Annotated in this window: 15 protein-coding genes; 9 read left to right on the top strand and 6 right to left on the bottom strand. The window is 56.6% G+C overall.

Translation table 11 applies throughout. The annotated features are described in order from the left end of the window. The first annotated feature begins 39 nt into the window (after positions 1–39). From fhuA to fhuB, 4 genes are read left to right on the top strand one after another with little or no spacing between them, the layout of a single operon-like run. Positions 40–2,250, top strand: a complete 2,211-nt coding sequence (fhuA, locus tag ACOTY5_RS13445) for a ferrichrome porin FhuA (RefSeq protein WP_015572711.1) — start codon at positions 40–42, stop codon at positions 2,248–2,250. 50 nt (positions 2,251–2,300) lie between these two features. Next, positions 2,301–3,098, top strand: a complete 798-nt coding sequence (gene fhuC / locus ACOTY5_RS13440) for a Fe3+-hydroxamate ABC transporter ATP-binding protein FhuC (protein ID WP_032652619.1) — start codon at positions 2,301–2,303, stop codon at positions 3,096–3,098. Then, positions 3,098–3,988: a Fe(3+)-hydroxamate ABC transporter substrate-binding protein FhuD gene (gene fhuD / locus ACOTY5_RS13435; RefSeq protein ID WP_003856240.1), complete on the top strand. Its 891-nt coding sequence runs from the start codon at positions 3,098–3,100 to the stop codon at positions 3,986–3,988. The genes fhuC and fhuD overlap by 1 nt, the downstream gene beginning before the upstream one ends. Continuing rightward, positions 3,985–5,967, top strand: coding sequence for a Fe(3+)-hydroxamate ABC transporter permease FhuB (fhuB, locus tag ACOTY5_RS13430; protein WP_045142229.1), 1,983 nt, complete (start codon positions 3,985–3,987; stop codon positions 5,965–5,967). Before fhuD ends, fhuB begins: the two co-directional genes overlap by 4 nt. A 111-nt stretch (positions 5,968–6,078) precedes the next feature. On the opposite strand, the gene hemL is transcribed toward fhuB, so the two are convergent. After that, positions 6,079–7,359 (bottom strand): glutamate-1-semialdehyde 2,1-aminomutase, encoded by a 1,281-nt coding sequence (gene hemL / locus ACOTY5_RS13425; RefSeq protein WP_015572714.1) that lies wholly within the window; start codon positions 7,357–7,359, stop codon positions 6,079–6,081. Positions 7,360–7,536: 177 nt separating this feature from the next. On the opposite strand from hemL, the gene clcA reads away from it, so the two are divergent. Together clcA and erpA are read left to right on the top strand one after the other, a co-directional pair. Beyond that, positions 7,537–8,937: a H(+)/Cl(-) exchange transporter ClcA gene (clcA, locus tag ACOTY5_RS13420; protein WP_045142230.1), complete on the top strand. Its 1,401-nt coding sequence runs from the start codon at positions 7,537–7,539 to the stop codon at positions 8,935–8,937. A gap of 85 nt (positions 8,938–9,022) precedes the next feature. Continuing rightward, positions 9,023–9,367 carry an iron-sulfur cluster insertion protein ErpA gene (gene erpA / locus ACOTY5_RS13415; RefSeq protein ID WP_003856230.1) on the top strand — a complete coding sequence of 115 codons (345 nt, stop codon included), beginning with the start codon at positions 9,023–9,025 and terminating at the stop codon, positions 9,365–9,367. Between the two features lie 58 nt (positions 9,368–9,425). Here the strand turns inward: erpA and ACOTY5_RS13410 are convergent, their stop codons facing one another. From ACOTY5_RS13410 to mtnN, 3 genes are read right to left on the bottom strand one after another with little or no spacing between them, the layout of a single operon-like run. Then, on the bottom strand, positions 9,426–10,049 hold the full coding sequence (locus ACOTY5_RS13410; protein ID WP_003856227.1) for a TRIC cation channel family protein: 624 nt from the start codon (positions 10,047–10,049) through the stop codon (positions 9,426–9,428). A 23-nt stretch (positions 10,050–10,072) separates the two neighbouring features. Next, positions 10,073–10,882, bottom strand: coding sequence for a vitamin B12 ABC transporter substrate-binding protein BtuF (btuF, locus tag ACOTY5_RS13405; protein WP_017383741.1), 810 nt, complete (start codon positions 10,880–10,882; stop codon positions 10,073–10,075). After that, positions 10,875–11,573 (bottom strand): 5'-methylthioadenosine/S-adenosylhomocysteine nucleosidase, encoded by a 699-nt coding sequence (gene mtnN, locus ACOTY5_RS13400; RefSeq protein ID WP_003856223.1) that lies wholly within the window; start codon positions 11,571–11,573, stop codon positions 10,875–10,877. Before mtnN ends, btuF begins: the two co-directional genes overlap by 8 nt. Positions 11,574–11,655: 82 nt before the next feature. On the opposite strand from mtnN, the gene dgt reads away from it, so the two are divergent. The 3 genes from dgt to ACOTY5_RS13385 all read left to right on the top strand — a co-directional run bounded on the left by dgt (position 11,656) and on the right by ACOTY5_RS13385 (position 16,040). Next, entirely contained in the window at positions 11,656–13,170 is a 1,515-nt protein-coding gene (dgt, locus tag ACOTY5_RS13395; protein WP_015572717.1) for a dGTPase, read from the top strand. Between the two features lie 132 nt (positions 13,171–13,302). Further along, the gene (degP, locus tag ACOTY5_RS13390; protein ID WP_023303104.1) at positions 13,303–14,736 is read left to right on the top strand and encodes a serine endoprotease DegP; all 1,434 of its coding nucleotides are present in this window, start codon (positions 13,303–13,305) and stop codon (positions 14,734–14,736) included. 146 nt (positions 14,737–14,882) lie between these two features. Beyond that, positions 14,883–16,040, top strand: coding sequence for a CdaR family transcriptional regulator (locus ACOTY5_RS13385; RefSeq protein ID WP_003856217.1), 1,158 nt, complete (start codon positions 14,883–14,885; stop codon positions 16,038–16,040). Positions 16,041–16,129: 89 nt separating this feature from the next. On the opposite strand, the gene ACOTY5_RS13380 is transcribed toward ACOTY5_RS13385, so the two are convergent. Then, complete coding sequence (locus tag ACOTY5_RS13380; protein ID WP_015572719.1) at positions 16,130–16,519, bottom strand: DUF3461 family protein; 390 nt, start codon at positions 16,517–16,519, stop codon at positions 16,130–16,132. Between the two features lie 111 nt (positions 16,520–16,630). Further along, positions 16,631–17,455 carry a 2,3,4,5-tetrahydropyridine-2,6-dicarboxylate N-succinyltransferase gene (gene dapD, locus ACOTY5_RS13375; protein ID WP_003856214.1) on the bottom strand — a complete coding sequence of 275 codons (825 nt, stop codon included), beginning with the start codon at positions 17,453–17,455 and terminating at the stop codon, positions 16,631–16,633. Between the last annotated feature and the right edge of the window lie 25 nt (positions 17,456–17,480).

Genomic DNA, 17,480 nt, shown 5'->3' with positions numbered 1-17,480 from the left:
GTTTACGTTATCATTCACTTTTTCCATCAGAGATCCATCATGGCGCTTTCCAATACTGCTCAGCCAATTAACACGTCGCTGCGTAAAATCGCGGTCGTCGTAGCCACAGCGGTTGCCGGCATGTCTGCTTATGCTCATGCCGCCGAAACCCCGAAAAAAGAAGAAACCATTACTGTTACTGCCGCACCGGCTGCGCAGGAGAGTGCCTGGGGGCCTGCACCGACGATTGCAGCAAAGCGCACTGCAACGGCGACGAAAACCGATACACCGATCGAGAAAACCCCGCAGTCCATTTCCGTGGTCACACGTGAAGAGATGGACATGAAACAGCCGGGGACGGTTAAACAGGCGCTGGCCTACACGCCGAGCGTTTTCGCAACGCGCGGCGCCTCCACGACCTATGACGTGGTTTCTATTCGTGGTTTTACGACCTCCAGTACAGTGAACACCAACCAGTATCTGGACGGTATGAAGCTGCAAGGGGATAACTACTCTGAAGCGTCGATGGACCCATACTTCCTGGAGCGCGTAGAGCTGCTGCGAGGCCCGACGTCCGTACTGTATGGAAAAAGCCACCCTGGCGGCGTAGTGAGTATGGTCAGCAAGCGTCCAACCACGGAACCGTTAAAAGAAATTCAGTTCAAAATGGGGACGGATAACCTGTGGCAGACTGGGTTTGACTTCAGCGACGCGATTGATGATAACGGCGTGTGGTCCTACCGTCTGACCGGCCTGGGACGCAGTGAAAATGCGCAGCAGGAGATGGTGAAGTCTACTCGTTACGCGATTGCGCCGTCTTTCAGCTGGCGTCCTGATGATAAAACCGATTTCACTTTCCTGAGCAACTTCCAGAGCGATCCGGATGCGGGTTACTACGGCTGGCTGCCGCGTGAAGGTACCGTTGTGCCTTACTATGATGCTAACGGAAAGGCGCACAAACTGCCGACCGATTTCAACGAAGGCGATGAAGACAATAAGATCTCCCGTCGTCAGAAAATGGTGGGTTACAGCTTCGCGCATGAATTCAACGACACCTTCACCGTGCGTCAGAATCTGCGTTATACCAAAATCAATACGCTTTACCGTTCAGTTTACGGTAACGGCTATATCGCTCCGGCCCAGATCAGCCGTGCGTACGTGCGCTCAGATGAAGACCTCAACTCGTTCACGGTTGATACACAGCTCCAGTCGAAATTCGCGACCGGTGCCGTTGACCATACGCTGCTGACGGGGGTGGATTACCTTCGTATGCGCAATGATATTGATGCTGACTACGGTACCGCCGATCCGATCAGCATGAACAATCCGCAGCACGGCAATGCGAACGTCAATGTGAACTTCCCGTATGCCATGCTAAATCGCCAGGAGCAGACCGGGCTCTATGCGCAGGATCAGGCGGAATGGGATAAGTGGGTACTCACCATGGGTGGCCGCTATGACTTTGCAAAAACGTCTGCCTTTAACCGTAATAACGGGACCACCGCGGAAATTAACGATCAGGCATTTACCTGGCGCGGGGGGATTAACTACCTGTTCGACAACGGGATTACCCCATACTTCAGCTACAGTGAATCCTTTGAACCGCTCTCTGGCACCACCCAGGGCGGCAAACCGTTCGATCCGGCGCGCGGCAAGCAGTATGAAGCGGGCGTGAAGTATGTTCCGAAAGATCTGCCTGTTGTGGTGACGGCAGCGGTCTATCAGCTGACCAAGAACAACAACCTGACCGCCGATCCGGCGAACCCGACCAGCGGCTTTAGCGTGCAGGGCGGTGAAATTCGCTCCCGTGGCTTTGAGCTGGAAGCGAAAGCGGCGGTGTCGGCTAACGTGAACGTAACGGCGGCCTACAGCTACACAGATGCGGAATATACCCACGATACCTGGTATGAAGGTCGTCGTCCGGCAGAAGTACCGCGCAACATGGCATCCCTGTGGGCGGATTACACCTTCCACGAGACGGCGCTGAGTGGCCTGACCGTCGGTGCGGGCGCGCGTTACATCGGTAACACGGTGACGTACTACTCCTCAGCGTCGCCTAAAGCCTATGAGTCCTTTAACGTCGCGGGTTATGCCCTGGCGGATGCGACCGTGAAATACGATCTGGCGCGCTTTGGTCTGCCGGGATCTTCCGTCGGCGTCAACGTGAACAACATCTTTGACCGTGAATACGTCTCCAGCTGCTACAGCGAGTATGCATGCTACTGGGGAGCAGGACGCCAGGTTGTTGCCACCGCGACCTTCCGCTTCTAACCTCTTTATGGGCACGGTTCGCCGTGCCCTTTTTATTTAAGTTGGCTGACATGCAGGATAATAAAACGCAATCCGACTCCACCTTCACGCTTAACAATCTCTCCTTTCGCGTACCCGGGCGCACCTTGCTGCATCCGCTCTCTTTGACGTTTCCCGCAGGTAAAGTGACCGGTTTAATCGGGCACAATGGTTCCGGTAAATCGACGCTGCTGAAGATGCTGGGCCGTCATCAGCCGCCGTCCGGGGGCGACATTTTGCTGGATGACCAGCCGCTGGCGAGCTGGAGCAGTAAGGCCTTTGCCCGCAAGGTGGCCTATCTGCCGCAGCAGTTGCCGCAGGCGGAGGGGATGACGGTGCGCGAGCTGGTGGCGATTGGACGTTATCCGTGGCACGGTGCGCTCGGGCGTTTTGGCGTCGCTGACAGAGAGAAAGTGGAAGAGGCGATCGCGCTGGTTGGGTTAAAACCGCTGGCGCACCGTCTGGTGGATAGCCTGTCCGGTGGCGAGCGTCAGCGCGCATGGATCGCGATGCTGGTGGCGCAGGACAGCCGCTGCCTGCTGCTCGACGAACCCACTTCGGCGCTGGATATTGCTCATCAGGTTGACGTCCTGGCGCTGGTGCATCGCTTAAGTCAGCAGCGCGGCCTGACGGTGATTGCCGTTCTGCATGATATCAACATGGCGGCACGCTATTGCGACTACCTGGTAGCGCTGCGCGGCGGTGAAATGATCGCTCAGGGTACGCCTGCCGAACTGATGCGCAGCGAAACGCTGGAACATATCTACGGTATTCCTATGGGCATCCTGCCTCACCCAGCCGGGGCTGCACCCGTGAGCTTTGTCTACTGATGCTGGATTCAACATTCATTAGCCGCCGTCGCCTGCTGACGGCCATGGCGCTCTCACCGCTGCTGTTAAAGATGGGCCCGGCCCGCGCTGCCGCTATCGATCCGCACCGCATCGTGGCGCTGGAGTGGTTGCCCGTCGAACTGATGATGGCGCTTGGCGTGACGCCTTACGGCGTGGCCGATATTCCCAACTACACCCTGTGGGTGAATGAGCCAAAACTGCCGGACTCCGTCATCGACATTGGCCTGCGTACGGAGCCGAACCTTGAGCTTCTCACCCAGATGAAACCGTCTTATTTATTCTGGTCTGCGGGGTACGGCCCGTCGGAAGAGACCATGGCGAAGATTGCGCCAGGGCGGGGCTTTTCCTTTAGCGACGGCAAAAAGCCGCTGACCATGGCAAAAAATTCCATCCACGAGATGGCGCAGTTTCTCAACCGTGAGGCTCAGGCGAAAAAACATCTCGATGAATTTGATGCGCTGATTGATTCCCTCAAGCCGCGCTTTGCCCATCGTGGCGATCGGCCTTTGCTGATGGTAACCCTGCTGGATGCCCGCCATATGCTGGTCTTTGGAAATAACTGTCTGTTCCAGGAAGTGCTCGACAGCTTTGGCATTCGCAATGCCTGGGAAGGCGAGATGACATTCTGGGGCAGTACCGCCGTGGGTATTGACCGTCTGGCGGCGTTTCGTGATGTGGACGTGCTGTGCTTCGATCACGGGAACGAGCGCGAGATGCAAACCCTGATGGCGACCCCGCTCTGGCAGGCAATGCCGTTCGTCCGCGAGCAGCGCTTCCTGCGCGCGCCAGCGGTATGGTTCTACGGCGCGACGCTGTCGGCAATGCATTTTGCCCGCGTGCTGGACAATGCACTGGGAGGCAAGGCATGAGCACGCGTATGGCTCGTTTCCCAATGTTGCTGTTAGCGCTCATTTTTCTGGCTGCCCTGATGTTAACCGGCTTTAACCTGAGCACGGCGTTACCGCGCGATCAATGGGCAGCCGCGTTTGCCGCACCGGATATCGATAATATTCAGCAAATGCTGTTCCACTACAGCCTGCTGCCGCGTCTGGCTATCTCCCTGCTGGTCGGGGCGGGACTGGGACTGGTGGGCGTACTGTTTCAGCAGGTGCTGCGTAACCCGCTGGCAGAGCCGACCACGCTGGGCGTGGCGACGGGGGCTCAGCTGGGGATCACCATCACCACTCTCTGGACCCTGCCGGGAGCGTTAACCTCGCAGTTTGCCGCGCTGGCAGGCGCATGTGTGGTCGGTGCGCTTGTCTTTGGCGTGGCCTGGGGAAAACGTCTCTCGCCGGTCACGCTGATCCTCGCGGGGCTGGTCGTCAGCCTCTACTGTGGGGCGATGAACCAGCTGCTGGTGCTGTTTCACCACGACCAGCTGCAAAGCATGTTTATGTGGAGTACCGGCACGCTCACCCAGACCGACTGGAGTATCGTCCAGCGCCTGTGGCCGCAGCTGTTCGGCGGCGTGGTGCTGACGCTGCTGCTGCTGCGTCCGCTCACGCTGATGGGCCTGGACGACGGCGTGGCGCGCAATCTGGGGCTGGCGCTGTCGCTGGCGCGTCTGGCGGCCCTGACCCTGGCGATTGTGCTGAGCGCGTTACTGGTTAACGCCGTCGGCATCATCGGGTTTATCGGCCTGTTTGCGCCATTGCTGGCAAAAATGCTCGGCGCGCGCCGTCTGCTGGCGCGTCTGATGCTGGCTCCGCTGATTGGTGCGCTGATCCTCTGGCTTTCCGATCAACTCATTCTCTGGCTGGCGCGCGTCTGGATGGAAGTTTCCACGGGCTCGGTGACGGCCCTGATCGGCGCGCCGCTGCTGCTGTGGCTGTTGCCGCGCCTGCGCAGCATTAGCGCCCCGGCAATGGATGCCGGCGATAAAGTACATGCCGAACGTCAGTCGGTGGTGTGGTTCAGCCTTGCCGGGCTGGCGGTGCTGGTTATCGCCTCGTTTGCCGCACTCTCGCTGGGACGCGACGCCACGGGCTGGCACTGGGCGACGGGGGATTTGCTGCATGAACTCATGCAGTGGCGCTGGCCGCGGATCTTCTCCGCGCTGATTGCGGGTGTCATGCTGGCGGTGGCCGGCTGTATTATCCAGCGTCTCACCGGCAACCCGATGGCAAGCCCGGAAGTATTAGGGATCAGCTCCGGAGCAGCGTTTGGCGTAGTGTTGATGTTGTTCCTCGTGCCGGGAAATGCGTTCGGCTGGCTGATGCCTGCCGGGAGTATCGGCGCGGCAGTCACGCTGATGATTATCCTGATCGCCTCCGGGCGAGGGGGGTTCTCACCTCACCGCATGCTGCTGGCCGGGATGGCGCTCAGCACCGCGTTTACTATGCTGCTGATGATGTTGCAGGCGAGCGGCGATCCGCGCATGGCGCAGATCCTGACCTGGATTTCCGGTTCAACGTACAACGCCACCGGCAGTCAGGTGGTGCATACCGGGATTGTGATGATCGTGCTGCTGGCGATTGTGCCGCTGTGCCGTCGCTGGATGACCATTCTGCCGCTGGGTGGGGATACCGCCCGCGCGGTCGGGGTGGCGCTGACGCCAACGCGTATCGCCCTGTTGCTGCTGGCCGCGTGCCTGACGGCGACGGCCACCATGACTATCGGCCCGCTCAGTTTTGTCGGATTAATGGCGCCGCACATCGCCCGTATGATGGGCTTCCGCAGGACTTTGCCGCATATCGTGATCTCTGCGCTGACGGGCGGAGCGATCCTGGTCTTTGCTGACTGGTGCGGAAGGATGGTGCTGTTTCCGTATCAGATCCCGGCGGGCCTGCTGTCGACCTTTATCGGCGCGCCGTACTTTATATATCTGTTGAGAAAGCAGAGTCGGTAATAAAAGTAAACGGCAATCCTTAGATTGCCGTTTTCGTGTTTGCTCCCTCTCCCAAGGGAAGATGGAGAACATCGTAGGCCGGGTAAGCGTTAGCGCCACCCGGCAATGCCCTTAGAGCTTCGCAAACACCTTACGCGCTGCGTCGATGGTGTTATTGATATCTTCTTCGCTGTGCGCCACGGACATAAAGCCCGCTTCAAACGCTGACGGCGCAAGATACACTCCTTCTTCCAGCATCAGATGGAAGAAGCGTTTGAAGCGTTCCACGTCGCATTTCACCACGTCCTGATAGCAGGTCACGGTTTTCGCATCGGTGAAGAAAATCCCGAACATCCCCCCGACGTGGTTTACCACCAGCGGAATACCCGCGTCTTCTGCGGCTTCCAGCAGGCCGTTTGCCAGCTGCGTCGTCCGGTCCGTCAGGGTTTCGTGGATACCCGGCTGCGCCACTTCGGTCAAACAGGCAAAGCCCGCAGCCATCGCAATCGGGTTACCGGAGAGCGTACCTGCCTGGTAAACAGGACCGGTTGGCGCCAGCGCGTCCATCACGTCCTTACGGCCGCCAAACGCGCCGACAGGCATGCCGCCGCCAATGATTTTGCCGAGGCAGGTCAGATCCGGCTCTACGCCGTAGTATGACTGCGCTCCCGCCAGCGCGACGCGGAAACCGGTCATCACTTCGTCGATGATCAGCAGCGCGCCGAACTCATCGCACAGTGCGCGCAGGCCCGGCAGGAAATCCGGCTGCGGTGGAATACAGTTCATGTTGCCCGCCACCGGTTCAACGATGATGCAGGCGATCTCCTGCGGATACTGCTCGAACGCGGCGCGAACGGTGTTCAGATCGTTATAGGTGCAGGTCAGCGTGTGTTTCGCGAAATCAGCCGGCACCCCCGGGGAGTTCGGTTGACCGAGCGTCAGCGCGCCGGAACCGGCTTTTACCAGCAGGCAGTCGGCGTGGCCGTGATAACAACCTTCGAACTTGATGATCTTGTCACGACCGGTAAAACCGCGCGCCAGACGGATAGCGCTCATGGTCGCTTCGGTACCGGAGTTCACCATACGCACCATGTCCATCGTTGGCACCAGCTCGGTGACCAGCTCCGCCATTTTAACTTCCATCTCGGTTGGCGCGCCGAAGCTCAGGCCGCGCTGAGCGGCTTCAATCACCGCGTTGCGGATCGCCGGGTGGTTGTGCCCCAGTACCATCGGGCCCCAGGAGCCGACGTAATCGACATAGGCTTTACCATCCACATCATACAGATATGCGCCATCCGCACGTTCGATAAACAGCGGGGTGCCACCCACGCCGGTAAAGGCGCGCACGGGTGAGTTCACGCCGCCTGGGATAAGCTCGCGGGCTGCGCTGTAGAGGTTTTCAGACTTGCTCATGGCGTCGTTCCTGGTTCGTAGAAATAAGTTAAGGCAACTATTCTAAGTGATTCGGAAGAGGTTATAAAATTTTTGCCCCTCAGAAGGCTTAACAATTGTTAAGTATTTTTCAGGGGACGAGGGGATTGTCTCTGGTAGAATCCCTGCGGCCTTTTGTATGACGAAACAGAACAGGTAATGAACGAGAACACACCTTCTTTTGAACAACAACAGTTTACGCGCGCGAAGCACCGGGTCAGTATCCGGCGGCTGCTCAACCGTGACAAAACCCCGTTAGCCATTCTGCTGGCAGCCGCCGTGGTCGGTACGCTGGCCGGGCTGGTGGGGGTCGCATTCGAGAAAGCGGTCAACGCGGTGCTCAACTGGCGCATAGGTACCGTCGCCAGCTTTGCCGATCGGGAATGGCTGGTCTGGGTGTGGGCCTTTGGCCTTTCGGCGCTGTTTGCCATGGTGGGCTATTTTCTGGTGCGTAAATTCGCACCTGAAGCAGGTGGCTCGGGGATCCCTGAAATTGAGGGGGCGCTGGAGGAGCTACGCCCGGTTCGCTGGTGGCGGGTGCTTCCTGTGAAATTTATCGGCGGGATGGGAACCCTCGGGGCGGGCATGGTGCTCGGTCGGGAAGGGCCAACGGTACAGCTGGGCGGTAACGTCGGGCGCATGGTCGGCGATCTGCTCCGTATGCGCAGCGCCGAAGCACGGCATACGCTGCTGGCGACGGGGGCCGCAGCGGGGCTGTCTGCGGCGTTTAACGCGCCGCTGGCGGGTATCCTGTTTATTATTGAAGAGATGCGCGCCCAGTTCCGCTACAACCTGATCTCCATTAAAGCGGTGTTTACCGGCGTGATTATGTCGAGCATTGTCTTTCGCGTCTTTAACGGCGAAGGAGCGGTGATTGAAGTTGGCAAGCTGACCAATGCGCCGGTCAATACTTTATGGCTGTATCTGGTTCTTGGGATGATTTTTGGCGTCGTCGGCCCGCTTTTTAACACCCTGATTTTACGGGCGCAGGATATGTTTCAGCGCATCCATGGCGGAAATACCACGAAATGGGTGCTGGTGGGAGGCCTGCTTGGCGGCGTGTGCGGGATCCTCGGCTTCATCGAACCGAATGCGGCGGGCGGCGGTTTCGGCCTGATTCCCATTGCCGCGGCGGGGAATTTCAGCGTAGGCCTGCTGCTGTTTATGTTTATTTCACGCGTCATCACCACGGTATTGTGCTTCTCCTCTGGCGCCCCGGGCGGCATTTTTGCTCCGATGCTGGCACTGGGGACGCTGCTGGGTACGGCGTTCGGGATGGCGGCGGCGGCAGGTTTCCCGGCCTACCATCTGGAGGCGGGGACGTTTGCGGTTGCGGGAATGGGGGCGCTGCTGGCGGCCTCCCTGCGCGCGCCGCTGACCGGGATCGTACTGGTGCTGGAAATGACCGACAATTACCAGCTCATTTTGCCAATGATCATTACCTGTCTCGGCGCGACACTATTAGCCCAATTCCTGGGTGGAAAACCGCTATACTCCACCATTCTTGCCCGTACCCTGGCGAAACAGGAAGCTGAACAGGCCCTGAAGCAGAATACTTGAATGAATTACCAGGGTATTAGATAATGACAAAAAGAATTGGGTGATTTTTGCCCAATAGCAGTCGCAGTATTCATGGGAGCATAAGATGAGTGATGACGTAGCGTTGCCGCTGGAATTTACCGAAGCAGCAGCGAAAAAAGTGAAAACCCTGATTGCCGACGAGGACAATCCGGATCTGAAACTGCGTGTTTATATTACCGGCGGCGGCTGTAGTGGCTTCCAGTATGGTTTTACCTTTGACGATCAGGTTAACGATGGTGATATGACTATCGAGAAACAGGGCGTCGCGCTGGTGGTTGACCCGATGAGCCTGCAATATCTGGTGGGCGGTTCAGTGGACTACACTGAAGGTCTGGAAGGTTCGCGCTTTGTGGTGACTAACCCGAATGCGACCAGCACCTGCGGGTGTGGTTCTTCGTTCAGTATTTAAGCCTGAATGCAGATTGTAGGCCCGGTAAGCGAAGCGCTACCGGGCTTATAAACGACGCCTATCTTGAATTTTCATCCAGCGCAAACGTCGGCAGCTTCAGGTGCCAGCGTATCGCCGCTAAACGGATCACCAGCGTGACCACCATCCCCAGCATCGCCGCATTCTCCAGCGGGACAGCAAAGGTGTAATACGCCGTGGCGTGAACAATCCCCCCGATGATACAGGCCGTCGCGTAGATTTCCGTTCGCAGGATCATCGGGACTTCTCGCGCCAGTATGTCGCGAATAATCCCTCCGCCCACGCCGGTTAACACGCCCATACAGATCGCCACCAGCGGGCCAGTCCCGGCAATAAAGGCTTTATTCACGCCTATTCCCACAAAGACCGCCAGACCGACGGCATCCAGCACCGGCAATATCCATTTTGGCAGTCTGCGAGGCTGACGAACCAGCACGATGGTTAACAGGCAGGTGACCATCGCCACCACCAGATCCGTGGGATCTTTTACCCAAAATACCGGGCCATTTGCCAGCGCCATATCGCGGATCGTTCCGCCTCCCACTGCCGTAACGACGCCGAGTACCAGTACGCCAAAAGGGTCCATGCGCAGTTTTCCGGCAAGCAAAACGCCGGAGATAGCAAAAACGGCTGTGCCAAGAATATCCAGCCAATACACGAGCATCGTTAAATCCTCGAAGGGGGTATTTATCTGTTTGAGTGACTCTCTGCCAGTTCGGCGCAGAGTTGTTTTGCGGCGAGGATAATACGCGGGCTGGCGCGTTCAAACCAGTCGCTGTTGAGTGCGATGACCGGAATTTTAAGCTGCCGATGCCAGAATTGTTCTATTTTAGGAATCTCGCTCGCATTTCCGACCACCACAATGGCCTGCGGTTGTCGCGCAAGAACCTGCTCACGACTGACCTGGGGCCAGGGAACCCGGCTTTCTGCAAAGATATTTTCACCTCCACAGGTTTCAAGCACCTGGTTCTGGATCGAGCCTTTCCCGGTAGTGAACAGCGGCTGACTGCCAAATTGCAGAAAAACGCGTTGTTTCGGTTGCGTGCCGTATCGGGCTTTTAGCGCGGCATAGTCGTTGAGCATCTGCTGTGCAGCCTGCCCGGCGCGTTGGGGGGTAGGGCTGAAGGGCGCGAGGTCACGGAGGGTTTGCGCCACCTGTTCGATGCTCACCGCGTCCACCCATTTTACCGTTATTCCCAGCGAAGAGAGCTGGTTCACCTGCCGTTCGGCATTACCGCCGCGCCAGGCGAGGACCAGATCGGGCTTCAGCGCCACGATGCGTTCCAGGTTCATTCCCTGCCAGGTGGCAACCTGTTCGATATGGGCGGCCTGCGGTGGATAATCGGAAAAGCTGCTCACCGCAACGGGCGTGATCCCGGCGGCAAACGCCAGTTCCGTATTGGCAGGGGAGAGAGTGATCACCCGCGGCGCGGCGATGAGCCAGGCCGGAGCGAGCAGAAGCAGGGCGACCAGCGCCCTGAATGACACCTTACCCACGCGCCAGTTTCTGCACCAGAGTTTCCACCATCACGGTGGACTGTTTGGCCGCAACGGCCAGGAATTCGTCGAAGCTGATGTGGGACTGCTGGTCCGCCACGTCAGAGATCGCGCGAACGACCACGAACGGCACGCTGAAGTTATGGCATACGTGCGCGATGGCCGTGGCTTCCATCTCAACGGCCACAGCCTGCGGGAAGTTATGACGGATTTTCGCCAGACCGACAGAGCCGTTGATAAAGGCATCGCCGCTGACGATCAGGCCACGCACCGCATTGAGGTTCAGCTCGTTAATGCAGCTTTCAGCGGCGGCAATCAGCTTATCATCCGCTTTAAACCCGGCCGGGCAGCCCGGAAGCTGACCATATTCGTAGCCGAATGCGGTGACATCTGCATCGTGATAACGCGCTTCGTCGGAAACCACGATATCGCCCACTTTCAGCGTCGGCGCCAGGCCGCCCGCAGAACCCGTATTAATGATAACGTCAGGCTTGCAGCGCTCAAGCAGCAGGGTCGCGCCCAGTGCCGCTGCAACTTTACCGATGCCTGATTTCAGCAGAGCCACGTCAACACCGTTCAACTGGCCGGTGTAGATCTCACAGCCACCGAGGGAGAGGGTCTGACGGTTCTCAATTTTGTCACGCAGCAGCGTAACTTCTTCTTCCATTGCACCAATAATGCCGATTTTCATAGATTTACTCGCGATGTGCCTTGTTAAGATGCATAGTCTATCATGCGGTTAAGGGGAAACGCATTCTCACGCGGGGGAGCACATGGCACCAATCGATTTTCGCACCAAAATTAACTGGCACCGACGTTTCCGTTCGCCACAGGGCGATAAGAGCGAACATGAGATCCTGCGCATTTTCGAAAGCGATCGCGGACGCATCATCAACTCGCCCGCCATCCGTCGGTTACAGCAAAAAACCCAGGTGTTCCCGCTGGAGCGTAACGCCGCGGTGCGTACGCGGTTAACGCACTCCATGGAAGTGCAGCAGGTGGGGCGCTACATTGCGAAAGAGATCCTCAGCCGCCTTAAAGAGCAACGTCTGCTGGAAACCTACGGACTGGATGAACTGACCGGGCCGTTCGAAAGCATCGTTGAGATGGCCTGCCTGATGCACGATATCGGCAATCCTCCCTTTGGTCATTTCGGCGAGGCCGCCATCAATGACTGGTTTAAACAGCGGCTTTTTCCCTCTGACGCCATAAGCCAGCCGCTCAGCGATGACCGCTGTGTGGTACGCGATTTATGCCTGCGTGAAGGCGAAGATAGCCTGAACGATCTGCGCCGTAAGGTGCGCCAGGATCTGTGTCATTTCGAAGGTAACGCGCAGGGGATCCGTCTGGTGCACTCCCTGATGCGGATGAATCTGACCTGGGCCCAGGTGGGCTGTATTCTTAAATACACGCGTCCCGCATGGTGGACCGGAGAAACGCCCGCCACGCATAGCTACCTGATGAAAAAACCGGGCTATTACTTATCGGAAGAAGCATACATCGCGCGGTTGCGTAAAGAACTGTCTCTGACCCCTAATGGCCGTTTTCCATTGACATGGATTATGGAAGCGGCTGATGACATTTCTTATTGCGTGGCCGATCTGGAAGACGCGGTGGAAAAAAGAATATTCAGCGTCGAGGAGTTGTATCAGCATCTTCATGATGCCTGGGGAGAGCATGAAAAAGGTTCTCTGTTTGCGCAGGTCGTCGAGAATGCCTGGGATAAATCGCGTTCAAATTCGCTGAGCCGCAGTACCGAAGATCAGTTCTTTATGTATTTGCGGGTGAACACGCTGAATAAACTGGTGCCGTATGCGGCCGCCCGTTTCATTGATAATTTGCCGATGATATTTAGCGGGGAATTTAATCACGCCCTGCTGGAAGATGAGAGCAGTTTTAGTCAGCTTCTTGAATTATATAAAAACGTGGCTGTTCGCCATGTTTTCAGCCACCCGGATGTCGAACAGCTGGAGCTGCAAGGATACCGGGTTATCAGCGGGTTGCTGGAGATTTATGGCCCGCTGCTCCAGCTGACGGTCGATGAGTTTAGCGAGCTGGCAAATAATGAACGTGTTCGCCGCCTGCCGATTGAATCTCGTCTCTATCAGAAGCTTTCAACCCGCCACCGGCTGGCATACATTGAAGCCGTCAGTAAAATAGATCGCCATTCTTCCCAATGGCCAGTCATGGAATATTATTATCGCTGTCGTCTTATCCAGGACTATATCAGCGGGATGACAGATTTGTATGCCTGGGATGAATACCGCAAGCTTATGGCCGTTGAATAAGCCATGAGTTTTGTAAAGACGACCAATAAATTTTTACTTTTTCCATAAACTTAATCCCGGAACTAAGCGGTATAAAACGAATCTGAGTTACACAGCAATTTTGCGTTATCTGGTAAATCGAGATTGAGAAACATGAAAAAAACCACATTAGCAATGAGTGCACTGGCTCTGAGTTTAGGTTTAGCGCTGTCCCCTCTGGCGATGGCGGCCGAGACAGCTTCCTCGGCAGCGACTGCGCAGCAGATGCCAAGCCTGGCCCCGATGCTCGAAAAAGTGATGCCATCGGTGGTGAGTATTAACGTTGAGGGCAGCACAACCGTCAATACGCCGCGTATGCCGCGTAATTTCCAGCAGTTCTTCGGCGACAATTCGCCATTCTGCCAGGACGGTTCGCCATTCCAAAGCTCCCCGTTCTGTCAGGGTGGCGGTGCAGGGGATGACGGCATGGGCGGCGGCCAGCAGCAGAAATTCATGGCACTCGGCTCGGGCGTTATTATTGATGCAGCGAAAGGCTACGTGGTGACCAATAACCACGTAGTAGATAATGCTAATACCATTAAGGTGCAGATGAGCGATGGCCGTAAATTCGATGCCAAAGTGGTTGGTAAAGACCCGCGCTCCGACATCGCGCTGATTCAGATTCAGGATCCGAAGAACCTGACGGCGATTAAGCTTGCCGACTCTGACGCGCTGCGCGTGGGTGACTACACCGTCGCCATCGGTAACCCGTTTGGTCTGGGCGAAACCGTGACCTCGGGTATCGTCTCCGCGCTGGGACGTAGCGGCCTGAATGCGGAAAACTATGAAAACTTCATTCAGACGGATGCGGCCATTAACCGTGGTAACTCCGGCGGTGCGCTGGTTAACCTGAACGGTGAGCTGATCGGTATCAACACCGCTATCCTGGCACCGGACGGTGGCAACATCGGTATCGGCTTTGCTATCCCGAGCAACATGGTGAAAAACCTGACTGCGCAGATGGTGCAATATGGACAGGTGAAACGCGGTGAGCTGGGGATCATGGGTACCGAACTGAACTCCGAGCTGGCGAAAGCGATGAAAGTGGACGCTCAGCGCGGCGCATTCGTAAGCCAGGTCATGCCGAACTCTTCGGCGGCGAAAGCCGGCATTAAAGCGGGTGACGTGATCACCTCTCTGAACGGTAAGCCGATCAGCAGCTTTGCCGCCCTGCGTGCGGAAGTGGGTTCTATGCCAATCGGCAGTAAAGTGACCCTCGGCCTGCTGCGTGAAGGTAAGCCGGTTAACGTGAGCCTGGAACTGCAACAGAGCAGTCAGAATCAGGTCGATTCCAGCACCATCTTCAGCGGTATTGAAGGTGCTGAAATGAGCAACAAAGGGGCAGATAAAGGCGTGGTGGTGAACAACGTGAAAGCGAACTCACCTGCTGCCCGTATCGGCCTGAAAAAAGGTGATGTGATCATGGGCGCTAACCAGCAGCCGGTGAAAAACATCGCTGAACTGCGCAAAATTCTCGACAGCAAGCCGTCCGTGCTGGCACTGAATATTCAGCGTGGTGATACCTCTATTTATCTCCTGATGCAATAATCTTCTTAAGCCCCTGTTCGCAGGGGCTTTCTCTTTTCTGTGACCTTTCCCACAACTCCATACATCTCTCTCTGCCTTTGGGCATCTGCACAATGCAGCCTTAGCTGAACTTCCCTATGCTTGAGCTCTGCTCACGGGAGGGTTATATGGCTGGCTGGCATCTTGATACCAAAATGGCGCAGGATATCGTGGCGCGAACCATGCGCATCATTGATACCAATATCAACGTAATGGATGCCCGCGGGCGCATTATCGGCAGCGGCGATCGTGAGCGTATTGGGGAATTGCACGAAGGGGCGTTGCTGGTGCTCTCTCAGGGGCGCGTGGTCGACATCGATGACGCCGTGGCGAAACATCTCCACGGGGTCCGTCAGGGGATCAACCTGCCGCTGCGTCTGGAAGGAGAGATTGTTGGCGTTATCGGTCTGACCGGCGATCCTGAATCGCTGCGTAAATACGGCGAGCTGGTCTGCATGACGGCGGAGATGATGCTGGAGCAGTCGCGTCTGATGCATCTGCTCGCCCAGGACAGCCGCTTGCGTGAAGAGCTGGTGATGAATTTGATTCAGGCGGAGGAGCACACGCCTGCCCTGAGCGAATGGGCGCAGCGTCTGGGTATCGACCTGAATCAGCCGCGCGTAGTCGCCGTTATTGAGGTGGATAGCGGCCAGCTTGGTGTGGACAGCGCCATGGTGGAGCTACAGCAGCTGCAAAACATGCTGGCGACGCCGGAGCGTAACAACCTGGTGGCGATTGTCTCTTTGACGGAAATGGTGGTGCTCAAGCCTGCGCTTAATCAGTTTGGTCGCTGGGACGCGGAAGATCATCGTCGCCGCGTTGAGCTGCTCATCGAGCGCATGAAGGAGAACGGACAGCTCCGTTTTCGTGTCGCGCTGGGAAATTATTTTACCGGGCCGGGAAGTATTGCCCGTTCATGGCGAACGGCGCGCACCACCATGATGGTGGGTAAACAGCGCATGCCGGAGAGCCGCAGTTATTTCTATCAGGATCTGATGCTGCCGGTCCTGCTCGACAGCTTGCGCGGCGGCTGGCAGGCCAACGAGCTGGCGCGTCCGCTGGTGCGTCTGAAAGCAATGGACAACAACGGGCTGCTGCGCCGCACGTTGCAGGCGTGGTTCCGGCATAACGTGCAGCCGCTGGCAACGTCAAAAGCGCTGTTTATTCACCGTAATACGCTGGAGTATAGGCTAAACCGGATCTCGGAACTGACGGGGCTGGATTTAGGGAATTTTGACGACCGGCTACTGCTGTATGTGGCGTTGCAGCTGGATGAACAGAGATGATGCTGTTTGCCGGGCGGCGGCTTCGCCTTACCCGGCCTACATGTGTTCGTAGGCCCGGTAAGCGAAGCGCCACCGGGCAATAAAACGGCTCATTTGTTACGCGTCAATTTCTCAAGATCCGCTTCAATCTCGCTGATCTTATTGGTGACTACGCTTTCCAGGTGACGCAGGTCGTCAAGGATCTTACGTTTCAGATCGACTTCGCTGCGATCGCGCTGGCAGATTTGATCGAGTTCGTCGATCACGTAGCGCAGGTTAGGGCTGATTTCCTGTACTTCTTTATATCCCTGACCGATACCGTCAGCGACAACGGTCTTACGCTGGCGAGGGTATTTAAACTTCACGCTTTTGGCGAAGAACTCTCCTTTGTCCTTGTGAAAATAGATTTTCAAAATATCGTTATTGGCTTCCTGGCGGAGACTATAACGATCAATTTCATCAGGATTGGTAATGCCCAGACTTTTCAGATTATCGTACATAGCGGTACCCTTGATCTCAACATAACCTATGAATAATTAACGAAAAAATCTATTTTCGCCACCTTCGGATATAAAAAAAGCGGGGTTGCCCCCGCTTTTTGTTATACCCGATTAATCGATGGTGCGCAGCAGTTCATTGATGCCCACTTTACCGCGCGTTTTCGCGTCCACTTTTTTCACGATGACCGCGCAATACAGGCTGTATTTGCCATCTTTAGACGGCAGGTTGCCGGAAACCACAACGGAACCAGCTGGAACGCGGCCGTAGTGAATTTCACCGGTTTCGCGATCGTAAATACGGGTGCTCTGGCCAATATAAACACCCATGGAGATCACAGAACCTTCTTCGACGATCACGCCTTCAACCACTTCGGAACGTGCGCCGATGAAGCAGTTGTCTTCGATGATGGTTGGGTTAGCCTGAAGTGGCTCAAGAACGCCACCGATGCCCACACCGCCGGACAGGTGAACGTTTTTACCGATCTGCGCGCAGGAGCCGACGGTAGCCCAGGTGTCCACCATGGTGCCTTCGTCAACGTAGGCGCCGATGTTCACGTAGGATGGCATCAGCACGGTGTTGCGTGCGATGAAGGCACCCTGACGAACGGCCGCCGGCGGTACTACGCGGAAGCCCTCTTTCTGGAAGCGCGCTTCGTCGTAATCCGCAAATTTCATTGGCACTTTATCGAAGTAGCGGCTTTCTGCTCCGTCGATAACCTGGTTATCGTTGATACGGAAAGAGAGCAGCACAGCTTTCTTCAGCCATTGATGAGTAACCCACTGACCGTCGATTTTTTCTGCCACGCGCAGCGCGCCGGAATCCAGCAGGGAAATAACCTGGTTTACCGCTTCACGGGTCACGGTATCCACATTTGCCGGAGTGATGTCGGCGCGACGCTCAAAAGCGGACTCAATAACGTTCTGTAACTGCTGCATTGTTTACTCTTTCCATTTCACTAAA

The sequence above is a fragment of the Enterobacter cloacae complex sp. SHL018 genome, assembly GCF_049237905.1.
In the GTDB taxonomy this organism is placed as follows: domain Bacteria; phylum Pseudomonadota; class Gammaproteobacteria; order Enterobacterales; family Enterobacteriaceae; genus Enterobacter; species Enterobacter hormaechei_C.
Note: the sequence above shows the minus strand (reverse complement) of the source record. Positions and strands in the feature narration are given on the sequence as shown.

Coding starts and splice junctions, on each gene's coding strand:
- fhuA (WP_015572711.1), top strand. CDS start 40: ATGGCGCTTTCCAATACTGCTCAGCCAATTAACACGTCGCTGCGTAAA.
- fhuC (WP_032652619.1), top strand. CDS start 2,301: ATGCAGGATAATAAAACGCAATCCGACTCCACCTTCACGCTTAACAAT.
- fhuD (WP_003856240.1), top strand. CDS start 3,098: ATGCTGGATTCAACATTCATTAGCCGCCGTCGCCTGCTGACGGCCATG.
- fhuB (WP_045142229.1), top strand. CDS start 3,985: ATGAGCACGCGTATGGCTCGTTTCCCAATGTTGCTGTTAGCGCTCATT.
- hemL (WP_015572714.1), bottom strand. CDS start 7,359: ATGAGCAAGTCTGAAAACCTCTACAGCGCAGCCCGCGAGCTTATCCCA.
- clcA (WP_045142230.1), top strand. CDS start 7,537: ATGAACGAGAACACACCTTCTTTTGAACAACAACAGTTTACGCGCGCG.
- erpA (WP_003856230.1), top strand. CDS start 9,023: ATGAGTGATGACGTAGCGTTGCCGCTGGAATTTACCGAAGCAGCAGCG.
- ACOTY5_RS13410 (WP_003856227.1), bottom strand. CDS start 10,049: ATGCTCGTGTATTGGCTGGATATTCTTGGCACAGCCGTTTTTGCTATC.
- mtnN (WP_003856223.1), bottom strand. CDS start 11,573: ATGAAAATCGGCATTATTGGTGCAATGGAAGAAGAAGTTACGCTGCTG.
- dgt (WP_015572717.1), top strand. CDS start 11,656: ATGGCACCAATCGATTTTCGCACCAAAATTAACTGGCACCGACGTTTC.
- degP (WP_023303104.1), top strand. CDS start 13,303: ATGAAAAAAACCACATTAGCAATGAGTGCACTGGCTCTGAGTTTAGGT.
- ACOTY5_RS13385 (WP_003856217.1), top strand. CDS start 14,883: ATGGCTGGCTGGCATCTTGATACCAAAATGGCGCAGGATATCGTGGCG.
- ACOTY5_RS13380 (WP_015572719.1), bottom strand. CDS start 16,519: ATGTACGATAATCTGAAAAGTCTGGGCATTACCAATCCTGATGAAATT.
- dapD (WP_003856214.1), bottom strand. CDS start 17,455: ATGCAGCAGTTACAGAACGTTATTGAGTCCGCTTTTGAGCGTCGCGCC.